This is a genomic window from Gelidibacter sediminis, assembly GCF_004364975.1.
GTDB classification, from domain to species: domain Bacteria; phylum Bacteroidota; class Bacteroidia; order Flavobacteriales; family Flavobacteriaceae; genus Gelidibacter; species Gelidibacter sediminis.
The window spans coordinates 309006-321155 of sequence record NZ_SOBW01000007.1; the positions used below are offsets into that span (position 1 = coordinate 309006).

Sequence of the window (12150 nt, forward strand, 5' to 3'; positions counted from 1 at the left end):
AGTGTTATGCTGTTATGTAGTAATCTTGTTATGAGGTTTAAATCTTTAGAAATGTTATAAGCTTAGACAGCATTCTTCTAATGAAAATAATCTTATCAAAAATTCTTTCTGTTTGTTCATCTGGTACAAGATATTTAAAACGAATAGCTATCTCAAATTGTGTTTCAAGTTCTGCTAAAGCTCCCTAACGTGATATACAAGAATCTTGAAAACTCTTTCTCACCATTTCTACCAGTTCCTTCAGCAATATTCGAAGGTATTGAAACTGCTGCCCTTCTAATTTGGCTAGTTAGTCCATATAATTCTTCTTTTGGGAAAGCTCCAATCAATCGATATATATCCTCAACTAGAGCCATACTTTCTTTCCAAAGGGTAAAATCTTTATGGGATGGTATTGTCATGATGGATTCTGCTCAGTTATAGTGTTATGGTGTTTAATATAATGTGTGATTACGAACTTACATAACTACGTCATAAGATCACTTCTTAACTTGATAACTTATTTATACTGCTCCTTATAATACTCCTGATAAGCCCCACTTGTGACATTATCCATCCATTCTTTATTCTCTAAAAACCAATCGATGGTTTTTGACAGGCCTTCTTCAAATGTTACAGAAGGTGACCATCCTAATTCTTTGTTGATTTTAGACGCGTCTATGGCATAGCGTAAATCATGACCTGGACGGTCTTTTACATATGTGATTAGTTTTTCGCTCTCTCCTGTTGTTCTACCGAGCTTATCATCCATTTGTTGACACAATAATTTCACTAAGTCAATATTCTTCCATTCATTAAAACCACCAATATTATACGTTTCATGGTTTTCCCCTTTATGATATACTAAGTCAATAGCGATAGCGTGATCAATAACATATAACCAATCTCTGGTATAATTGCCATCACCATATACAGGTAATGCTTTTTTATTGATGATATTATTGATAAATAGAGGAATTAATTTTTCCGGAAAATGATTCGGCCCATAATTATTGGAACAATTGGAAATCACATAAGGCATTCCGTAAGTTTCACCATAAGCTCTAACAAAATGGTCGGAACTCGCTTTAGATGCCGAATACGGTGAATTCGGATCATAAGACGTTGTTTCAGTAAACAAACCTGTTTCTCCTAAAGAACCATAGACCTCATCTGTACTCACATGATAAAAACGCTTTTCTTCCCAATTATCTTTCCATAATTCTTTAAAAGCATTTAGCAAAATCATGGTTCCTAAGATATTAGTCTTTGCAAAGGCCAACGGATCTGTAATCGAACGATCCACATGAGACTCAGCCGCTAAATGAACAACACCATCAAATTGATATTCTGAAAATATGCCGTTAATAAAATCTTCATCTGTAATGTCTCCATGTAGGAATGTGTAGTTGGAAGCATATTCAACATCTCTAAGATTCTCTAGATTCCCCGCATAGGTTAACGCATCTAAATTATAAATATGATAATTTGGATATTGGGTAACAAAACGTCTCACAACATGACTTCCGATGAAACCAGCGCCGCCTGTAATTAATATTTTTTTATTTGTTTCCATAATTAATAACTAATTCTAAAAAAACATTCCTGAATTTCTTTAATAAGATTAAAGGGATCTTAAAAAACTGGACATCCCTTTTAATACGCGTTTATTTTCACCTAGGTTTAAACAAAGAAAAATCTATATAAATCATAGCGTTTTATATAGATTAATCTTCAGCAAAGATATCTTAAATTTAAAGAGAAACAATGGATTAAAATCGTCATTTAAGCGACATACCCAATTCCCCATTAAAATTTTCAGCATTTAATAATCTACAATTTGCCGTCACAATCTCCTTCTGGCAACACCCCTTTTACATCATAGACAATTGCTTTCTCCTTTTTTAGGCTAGTTAAATCTAAAGATAGAAATTCCTTATGGGCCACTCCTAAAACAACAGCGTCATAACGCTCTTTTGGCAACTGATCCGTCATGTCTAAATTATACTCACTTTTAACTTCTTCCGGGTTTGCCCATGGGTCGTACGTGCTTACTTTAACACCATATTCCTTTAATGCACTTATGACATCCACAATTCTGGTATTCCTTACATCTGGACAATTTTCCTTAAACGTAATTCCCAATATCAATACCTCGGCCTCACTCACATAGATCCCTTTTTTGATCATGCTCTTTACCACTTCTGAAGCCACATAGCTCCCCATTGAGTCATTTAAACGCCGTCCTGCCAAGATGATTTCAGGATGGTAACCATGTTCTTGTGCCTTTTGAGCCAGATAGTAAGGATCTACACCAATACAATGCCCTCCAACTAAACCTGGTTTAAACGGCAGAAAGTTCCATTTGGTTCCAGCCGCTTCCAAGACAGCATGGGTATCAATATCTAAAATATTGAATATCTTGGCTAATTCATTGACAAAAGCGATGTTGATATCCCGCTGCGAGTTTTCAATTACTTTAGCTGCTTCCGCAACCTTAATACTTGGTGCTAAATGCGTGCCTGCTGTAATTACGGATTTGTACAATAGATCTACTTTCTCACCTATTTCCGGCGTTGATCCTGCAGTAACCTTTAGGATTTTTTCCACGGTATGCTCTTTATCTCCTGGATTGATACGTTCAGGTGAATAGCCTGCAAAGAAATCCACATTAAATCTTAACCCTGACACTTTTTCTAATACTGGGACACATTCGTCTTCAGTAACCCCAGGATATACGGTAGATTCATAAATAACAATATCTCCTTTCTTCAACACCTTTCCAACCGTCTCGCTCGATTTATAAAGCGGCGTCAAGTCTGGGCGGTTATTTTTATCTACAGGCGTAGGTACTGTAACAATATAGATGTTACAATCTTTGATATCCTCTAAATTAGAAGAACAATATAAACCATTAGCGTCAGAGGGTTGATCAACCAAAACAGCTTGTAAAATAGCATCCTCAACCTCTAAAGTGGAGTCTGTACCAGAATTTAAGCCATCAATTCTTCCTTGATTGATGTCGAAACCGACAACTGGGTATTTGGTAGCAAACAGTCGTGCTAATGGCAAGCCAACATATCCAAGACCAATAATGGCTATTTTTGCATTTGTATCAATTGTGTTCATACTTTTATTTTATATTGTGTGATGATCCTTATTTGTCCTAAGGATTAGCATTTATTATTTTAAATTATTCCAATACCAAGCTAATGCTTCCTTTATACCCGCTTGAATGGTATGCGTAGGCTGATACCCCAACAATGTTTGTGCTTTTTCGATACTTGCTAAAGAATGAGGAATATCTCCTGCCCTATTAGGTCCATGTACAACTTCAACATCTGCAATTTTAGTATCGTAAGCACTGAGTCCGTCTTTTATGTATCCTACCAACTGATTCAGCGTTGTACGATCGCCAACTGCAGTATTATATACAGTATTGACAGCATCTGAATCATTGGTTAGCATGGCACGTTCATTCATTTGAATGACATTATCGATATAGGTAAAATCACGCGAGTAATCACCACCACCATTAATCACTGGACTTTCATAGGCCATAAATTGCATGACAAATTTTGGTATGACTGCTGCATAGGCGCCATTAGGATCCTGTTTTCTTCCAAACACATTAAAATATCGCAAACCAATACACTCCATCCCGTACGTTTTAGAAAAGATATCAGCGTACAATTCGTTGACATATTTAGTGATAGCATAGGGCGACAGAGGTTTACCAATTACATCTTCGACCTTAGGTAATCCTTGAGAATCTCCATACGTAGATGAACTAGCTGCATAAACAAATCGTTTTACTTTGGCGTCTCTAGACGCTGTAAGCATATTTAAAAACCCTGACACATTAACGTCGTTAGTAGTTATCGGGTCATTAATGGAACGTGGTACCGAGCCCAATGCAGCTTGATGTAACACATAATGCGCTCCTTCCACAGCCTTTTGACAATCCTCCAAATTACGAATATCACCTTCAATTAAAGTGAAATTGGAATCATTTTTAAAAACGGTTAAATTATGATGGTGCCCGGTCGCAAAATTGTCTAAAACAGTAACCTGGTATCCCTTATCAAGAAAGTGCTCTGTGAGGTTGGATCCGATAAACCCTGCGCCACCGGTAATTAAAATTTTTTCTTGCATTTCTATGTTTATTTGTCACTCAAATATGCACAACAAGCCTCATTATAAATTGACTACACCAACGTTTTAATAGGTTCAATAGTTCAACTTGATCCCATTAGGTATATAATTAATTTAAATGCTCGACACAGCATCAAATTTGATTGAAAAATTTAAAAAATCATTTTTTCGAACTTGCAAAATTACAATTTTATTACAAACTGACTATATATTCTTGGAGAGATTCATCTCTAAAATAGTGTGAAGCTATGGTTGTAATGACTGAGACTGATTAATTTAAAAATACAAATTGACTCTACCCATACGAGTTATTTAGAAGTTATGAGTGGGTTTAGTATGAACTTTGATTTAAACTTTTACTGCGGACACCAAAATTTGTATCGTCACCAATAACTCTACGCGATGAAATAATCTTTTAGTAACATAAAAATCACATTTAATAGCTGACACAACTTATAAGCACCATAACCATACTGTAGCATTACTTTTACAGAAAAGACTAATCAATGCCACTATACACCGTCAGATATTAAAGCTAAGACCATCATTAACTCTAGAGTCTAGATGAATTCACATACACTGCCATAATTAAAACAATTATGTCTCAATTATTTTTTTTAAATAATCATAATAATCGCCTTTTAAGTTTTCAACTTTTCTGGCAATTTCATCTACGCCAACCCATTTATGTCGAATCGCAATTTCTTCTAAACACGCAATTTTTAGTCCAGTACGCTTCTCCACGGACTTTACAAATTCTGTAGCTTCAGTTAAGGCCTCATGGGTTCCAGTATCAAGCCAAGCAAAGCCTCTACTAAGAATTTGAACTACTAAATTGCTTTGTTCCAAATACATTTGATTCACCGTTGTGATTTCTAACTCTCCACGCTTAGACGGTGTGACTTGTTTGGCAATCTCAATTACTGAATTAGGATAAAAATACAAGCCCACTACAGCATAATTTGATTTTGGCGTTTTTGGTTTCTCCTCAATGCTAATGACATTTCCATCAGCATCAAAATCTACAACTCCATAACGTTGCGGATCTTTGACATAATTACCAAAAATTATGGCTTTACCTTCATCCTTAACAGTCTTGACGGCATTAGATAATATGTTTTGTAAACCGGCACCATAAAAAATGTTATCTCCTAAAACCAAACAGACATCGTCATTACCAATAAACGCTTCACCTAATACAAAAGCTTGAGCTAAGCCATCTGGACTCGGTTGTTCTATATAACTTAATTGAATTCCAAATTGCGAACCATCTCCAAAAAGTTTTTTAAAATTTGGAAGATCATGTGGTGTAGAAATGATTAAGATTTCCTTTATTTCAGCCAACATTAAAACCGAAAGTGGATAATATATCATAGGCTTATCGTAGATTGGAAGCAACTGCTTACTAACTGCCAATGTCAAGGGGTGCAAACGCGTACCAGTACCTCCTGCTAGTATTATTCCTTTCATGCTGTTTGTAATTTTGTAAATTCGATGATTCGTAAATTTGCTTTGATATTCTGTTAATTTACTATTTCACTAATTATATTGTAACTATGTCCTTGTAGGATCCATTTGTTGATTTATAAATCTGGGTATGGATTCTATGGTTTGAATTCTCTGAATTATTATAAATCTAGATTTAGTACAAATCTTTTCTTCAGTTTATTCTTTTAATTTATTATTTAAAGCATTGAGTTGATTTGTGATCCTTTCAACGTTCTCACGTATCTTAACATACTCTTCTTCAGTAATCAGTTCTAAATCTCTGGTGATAATTAAAAAGTTTAAAACTTCAATAGATGAGCTGAAACTTTGATTGATAAACCTAGATTTATCTTTGTTTGTATTTCGGGACATCCCTTCTGCAATGTTTGCAGAACTACTTAATGTCGCGATTCACAAATTAACGCATCTACAATTTACAAATCAACAATTTACTTATACTGCTCCTTATAATACTCCTGATAAGCCCCATTTGTTATATTATCCATCCATTTCTTGTTCTCTAAATACCAATCAATAGTTTGTGATAAGCCTTCTTCAAATGTAACGGAAGGTGTCCATCCTAATTCTTTGTTGATTTTAGAGGCATCTATAGCATAACGCAAGTCGTGCCCAGGGCGATTTTTAACAAAGGTGATTAACTTTTCACTTTCGCCAACTTTTCTTCCCAGCTTCTCATCCATTTGTTGACATAGCAATTTTACTAAGTCAATATTTTTCCACTCATTAAAACCTCCAATATTATAGGTTTCATGATTCACCCCATTATGATAAACGACATCAATTGCTATTGCGTGGTCGATAACATACAACCAGTCTCTAGTATAATTACCATCGCCATATAGAGGCAATGCTTTTTCATTAATGATATTATTTATAAATAAAGGAATTAATTTTTCAGGAAAATGGTTTGGTCCATAATTATTGGAACAATTAGATATGACATAAGGCATTCCATAAGTTTCACCATACGCTCTAACAAAATGATCTGAACTTGCTTTTGATGCTGCATACGGTGAATTTGGGGCGTAAGAAGTCTTTTCAGTAAACTGCCCAGTTTCTTCTAATGAACCATACACCTCATCCGTACTCACATGGTAAAAACGCTTGTCTTCCCACTTATCTTGCCATAATTTTTTAAAAGCATTAAGCAAAATCATTGTCCCTAAAATGTTCGTTTTTGTAAAGGTCAAAGGCTCGGCAATGGAACGGTCAACATGAGATTCCGCTGCTAAATGAATAACGCTATCAAATTGATATTTTGCAAATAGGTCATTTATAAAGACTTCATCTGTGATATCACCAAAAACAAAGGTATAGTTTGATGCATTTTCAATGTCTCGTAAATTTTCCAAGTTGCCCGCATAGGTTAAAGCATCTAAATTGTAGATGTGATAATTTGGATACTGATTTACAAAGCGCCTAACAACATGACTTCCAATAAACCCGGCGCCACCTGTAATTAAAATTTTTTCTTGCATTTCTATTTTTTAATTCCCTTAAAAACATTTGATATCACGTACTGCTCGTTTTATACAAGATTTCTAGGAGCAGGCACTTACAATTACAGATTTAATTTTTAATCAGCTAGACACCTTAATGATTCGTGAATTACATGAACAATTAGTAATCTAAAAATGGATATCATACTATTTGTTAACGTCAGATTTTAGTCTCACCTACTGAAATCACTACAATATTTCAACCTTAACATAGCAGTTCACACTTCATCCTTCCTCACGCTCTTCTCTCTCTCTCTCTCTTCTCTTTTCTTTATTCTTTTTTCTCATACAAAAAACTCAAATTACAGTAAGAAGGTTGCCAATTAACTGATACCTCTCCCCTGTTTCAGGGCATGTAGCGATATTGTTAACATTTAACTCTAATTTATGACCTGCTTTACTAACCCAACCCATTTGACGCGCAGGGTTCCCAACCACCAATGCGAAATCAGGAACATCCTTAGTTACCACAGCACCTGCGCCAATAAAGGCATACGCGCCTAGAACATTCCCGCAAACAATGGTAGCATTCGCACCAATAGAAACACCCTTTTTTAGTAAGGTATTTTTATACTCCTGCTTTCGGACGATAAAACTTCTAGGATTGACAACATTTGTAAATACAACTGACGGACCGATAAACACATCATCTTCCACCACTACACCTTCATAAATGGAAATGTTATTTTGGACTTTTACATTATTGCCAATCTTCACCTTTGGACCAACGACACAATTTTGTCCAAATGAACAGTTCTCACCTATATTAGTATGGGATAAGATATGACTAAAATGCCAGATTTTGGTACCTTTCCCAATCCGCACATCGTCATCTATATAACTGGATTCATGAATAAAATAATCGCTCATTTGTTAGGTGTTAGGTGTTAGGTGTTAGGTGTTAGGTGTTAGGTGTTAGGTGTTAGGTGTTAGGTGTTAGGTGTTAGGTGTTAGGTGTTAGGTGTTAGGTGTTAGGTGTTAGGTGTTAGGTGTTAGGTGCAAAATAAAAAAAAATTTGGATAGTTAATTATTATGCACATCATCAGATTCTTTTACATAATGGATGGTAGTCGCCTTTTAGTCCGATGGGATCCAAGGTTCTTATGGCCGACACTGTGTTGATGGAGCCATAGGCGTCGTCTAACCCAAAACCATTGCCTTTCAATATTTCTTCATAACTTTTAGTATGCAGATCAGTAAACCCACCACTAAATTCAATGTCTTCACCATCTACGGTAATGGAGCGATAGGTAGTTGCTCCCTTAGCTTTAATCGCATCAGGAATATGATTATAATTTACGGATAAAAACCATCTGACATTAGCGTGCTTTAATTTCAAATATCCGGCATTGGTATCTGCAGTTTTTAGGTGAGTTATGCTTTCTTGAACATTGCCAAAAATCCAACAGAGCATGTCAAAAAAATGAACTCCTATATTAGAAGCAATACCGCCCGATTTTGCTTCATCGCCCTTCCAGGATACAAAATACCATTTTCCTCTTGAAGTTAAATAGGTCAGATCTATTTCATATACCTTATCCGGATTGCTTTTCAATTCTTTAGCGATTTTTTCTTTTAAAGCAATTATGATTGGGTGATGGCGCAACTGAAGGATATTATAAATCCGTTTTCCCGTTTCGTTTTCAATAACTTTCAACTGATCCACATTCCATGGATTTAAAACTAAAGGTTTTTCAGATATGGCGTGGGCACCACTACGCAGAGCAAAACGGATATGGGAATCATGCAAGTAATTTGGAGAACAGATAGAAACATAATCAATTTTATGACCACTATTTCTTCGCCACTTATCCACGAACCGGTCAAAACGTTCAAATTCCGTAAAGAAACTGGCATGGGGAAAATAACTATCCATTACCCCAATCCCGTCATAAGGATCTAGTGCGGCCACCAAAGTGTTGCTTGTATCCTTAATCGCTTTCATATGACGAGGTGCGATATAACCGGCAGCCCCAATTAATGCGAAATTTTTCATAAGTAGTAAATGCTCATGGGATTGTTGATTGTTGATTGTTGAATGTTGAATGTTGAATGTTAAATGATTATTCGGTAATCATTATTTAAAATTGTATAAACGAACTAATTTTATAAAAACCCGGATGGATGCAAGTCTTGATTCCTGATTCTCTTTTCTCTTTTCTCTTTTCTCTTTTCTTATATCTAAATCCTCACAAATCCATCCTCTATATCATATAAAACGATTTATACCAGGCTACAAAAGCTGCAATACCTTCTCTTACTTCAGTTTTAGGTTGATAATTATAATCGTTTTGCAGCGCACTAACATCTGCATAGGTCTGCTTAACATCACCCGGTTGCATTGGCAACATTTGTCGTATCGCCTTTTTATTTAATGCACTCTCTATTGCTTCAATATACTCCAATAGCTGTACCGGCTTACTGTTGCCTATATTATAAAGTTTATAGGGCGACGCGTTTTTTGAAGTGTGTAGAAGCGTTGCTAAAACACCTGCAACGATATCGTCTATATATGTAAAATCACGAGAAAGATCGCCGTTATTAAACACTTTAAGTGGTTTCTCATTCACAATAGCCTCAGTAAATAGGAACATAGCCATATCAGGTCTTCCCCATGGTCCGTAAACCGTGAAAAACCTTAAACCAATAGATTCAAAACCATACAAATGCGTATAGGCATGAGCCATTAATTCATTTGCTTTCTTGGTAGCAGCATATAAACTGACCGGGTGGTCTACATTGGCTGTTTCCTCAAAGGGAACATTATCACTATTTCCGTAAATACTAGAGCTGCTAGCATATACTAATTTAGTCACTTTAAAGTTACGGCAACACTCGAGAATATTTAAAAATCCAGTCAAATTACTATCTGCATAGGCCTCAGGATTTTCTAAAGAGTACCGAACGCCTGCCTGGGCTGCCAAATTACAAACACGATCTACCGCGAAGTTTTCAAAAAGTTTTGGCAAGGACTCTCTATCTTCCAAATTCATCTTAACAAAAATCATACGGCTACCAAAAGTGCTGCTGGAAGTTTCGTTAAGATCTTGAAGCGCTTGAGTTTTATCAATACCCAATTCCTCTAGCCGCGCCAACTTTAAATTGACATCATAATAATCATTAAGGTTATCGATACCTATTACTGTATACCCTAAGTTCAACAGCGCCTTGGATACGTGAAACCCAATAAACCCTGCAGCGCCTGTTACTAATATAGTATTTGATCTGTTTCTATTTTCCAATGGCATACACTTGAAATCCTATAGTTCGTAATTGTTCATGATCTAAAACCCCACGGCCATCAAACACAAATGCTGGTTTTTGCATAGCCTCATAAATACGCTGCCAATCATAGGCCTTAAATTCATCCCATTCTGTTAACACAGCAATGGCATGGGCGTCTTTACATGTTTCGTAAGGATCTACTATTGTAGTTAAAAACGTTTCATTTTCTGTTTCTGAACGCGTATTGAGGTAATTAAGGTCACTTTGCATTTGTTGCGCCGTCACTTTAGGGTCATAGACAACAATATTAGCCTGTTCTTCTATAAGTTGATCTGCAACATATATAGCAGCCGATTCTCGAGTATCATTGGTATCCTTTTTAAAAGCCCATCCTAAAAATGCAATTTTCTTACCTGAAATGGTATTATATAAGGTCTGAATGATTTTTGCCGCAAAACGGTGTTTTTGATAATCATTCATAATGATGACCTGCTCCCAATAGTCGGCTACCTCATTTAAACCATATGATTTAGCGATATAAACCAAATTTAATATATCCTTCTGGAAACATGATCCCCCAAAACCGACAGACGATTTTAAAAATTTAGGTCCTATTCTGCTATCTTTTCCAATGGCATTTGCAACTTCATCAACATCAGCCCCAGTAACTTCACAAAGTTCAGAAAGCGCATTGATAGAAGAAACACGCTGCGCCAAAAAAGCATTAGCTGTTAATTTTGATAATTCTGAAGACCATAAATTAGTTGTCAATATATTTTCAATGGGCACCCAACTTGAATATACATCCACTAATGCTGCAATGGCCTTCATTCCTAGTTCGGTTTGCTCGCCTCCTATGAGCACACGGTCAGGGGCCATTAAATCCTGAACTGCAGTTCCTTCTGCCAAAAACTCAGGATTGGAAAGAATTTGAAATTTAACACCATTGCCTGTATTCTGTAAAATACTCTTAATGGTCTGCGCAGTTCTTACAGGAAGGGTTGATTTTTCTACAACAATTTTATCAGTCTTTGCTACTTTCGCAATCTGCCGTGCACACAACTCTATATACTTTAGATCAGCGGCCATTCCTTTTCCTTTTCCATAAGTTTTGGTAGGGGTGTTGACTGAAATAAAAATCATATCAGCAGCATCAATAGCAGCATCAACATCTGTACTGAAGAACAAATTTCGGTTGCGAGCTTCTAAAACCACATCATCCAAACCAGGCTCATAAATAGGCAATTGATCCAAATCATTATGATTCCACGCGGCAATACGCTCAGCATTAATATCTACCACCGTCACTTTTATGTCCGGATTCTTTTGCGCAATGACGGCCATAGTTGGCCCACCAACGTAACCAGCGCCAATACAACAAATGTTTTTTACTTTAGTTTTCATAATATGATTAAACTCTTTTATTAATATTAAAATACTGAAAATTACAATGTATTATGATATCTTCCTTAAACACTATTAGATTTTCTATTCCACTATTACTAACGCAAAATAATCAAATAGACTGATTCTTATGCGTTAATATTTATATGTAAAAATTATTATCCAACATTATAGGCTTCCATTAAAAGGGAGCAAAAGTACGAAGAATTAAAAAAACGTATTGACTGTTTACAAGGAATGTTAACTATAAACACTATTAGGACCCATTGGACATCTAGGTTTTGACAGGTGAAATATAACAAATCACATTTAATAACACTGTTATGGTCAATTATATTAATAGTAATTAATAACTCGAAAGATTTGTAATAGTGATACG

At 35.7% G+C, this 12150-nt stretch carries 12 protein-coding genes; all 12 read right to left on the reverse strand.

Annotation, left to right across the window (positions count from 1 at the left end):
- Window positions 1-37: 37 nt before the first annotated feature.
- Complete coding sequence (locus tag BXY82_RS15560) at window positions 38-151, reverse strand: hypothetical protein (RefSeq protein WP_317128571.1); 114 nt, start codon at window positions 149-151, stop codon at window positions 38-40.
- Between the two features lie 13 nt (window positions 152-164).
- Entirely contained in the window at window positions 165-401 is a 237-nt protein-coding gene (locus tag BXY82_RS01445) for a four helix bundle protein (protein WP_243835647.1), read from the reverse strand.
- A gap of 98 nt (window positions 402-499) precedes the next feature.
- Complete coding sequence (rfbB, locus tag BXY82_RS01450) at window positions 500-1555, reverse strand: dTDP-glucose 4,6-dehydratase (protein WP_133756406.1); 1056 nt, start codon at window positions 1553-1555, stop codon at window positions 500-502.
- Window positions 1556-1812: 257 nt separating this feature from the next.
- Complete coding sequence (locus tag BXY82_RS01455; protein WP_133756407.1) at window positions 1813-3108, reverse strand: nucleotide sugar dehydrogenase; 1296 nt, start codon at window positions 3106-3108, stop codon at window positions 1813-1815.
- Between the two features lie 54 nt (window positions 3109-3162).
- Window positions 3163-4134, reverse strand: a complete 972-nt coding sequence (locus BXY82_RS01460; protein ID WP_133756408.1) for an SDR family oxidoreductase — start codon at window positions 4132-4134, stop codon at window positions 3163-3165.
- A gap of 597 nt (window positions 4135-4731) precedes the next feature.
- Window positions 4732-5604: a glucose-1-phosphate thymidylyltransferase RfbA gene (rfbA, locus tag BXY82_RS01465; protein WP_133756409.1), complete on the reverse strand. Its 873-nt coding sequence runs from the start codon at window positions 5602-5604 to the stop codon at window positions 4732-4734.
- 195 nt (window positions 5605-5799) lie between these two features.
- Window positions 5800-6033 (reverse strand): four helix bundle protein, encoded by a 234-nt coding sequence (locus BXY82_RS01470; protein ID WP_262711360.1) that lies wholly within the window; start codon window positions 6031-6033, stop codon window positions 5800-5802.
- Window positions 6034-6071: 38 nt separating this feature from the next.
- Window positions 6072-7121, reverse strand: coding sequence for a dTDP-glucose 4,6-dehydratase (rfbB, locus tag BXY82_RS01475; protein ID WP_133756411.1), 1050 nt, complete (start codon window positions 7119-7121; stop codon window positions 6072-6074).
- Between the two features lie 318 nt (window positions 7122-7439).
- Window positions 7440-8012, reverse strand: a complete 573-nt coding sequence (locus BXY82_RS01480; RefSeq protein WP_133756412.1) for an acyltransferase — start codon at window positions 8010-8012, stop codon at window positions 7440-7442.
- Between the two features lie 172 nt (window positions 8013-8184).
- Window positions 8185-9138, reverse strand: a complete 954-nt coding sequence (locus BXY82_RS01485) for a Gfo/Idh/MocA family oxidoreductase (protein WP_133756413.1) — start codon at window positions 9136-9138, stop codon at window positions 8185-8187.
- A 208-nt stretch (window positions 9139-9346) separates the two neighbouring features.
- The gene (locus tag BXY82_RS01490) at window positions 9347-10390 is read right to left on the reverse strand and encodes an NAD-dependent epimerase/dehydratase family protein (protein ID WP_133756414.1); all 1044 of its coding nucleotides are present in this window, start codon (window positions 10388-10390) and stop codon (window positions 9347-9349) included.
- Window positions 10374-11771 (reverse strand): UDP-glucose 6-dehydrogenase, encoded by a 1398-nt coding sequence (locus BXY82_RS01495; protein WP_133756415.1) that lies wholly within the window; start codon window positions 11769-11771, stop codon window positions 10374-10376. The genes BXY82_RS01490 and BXY82_RS01495 overlap by 17 nt, the downstream gene beginning before the upstream one ends.
- Window positions 11772-12150 lie beyond the last annotated feature (379 nt).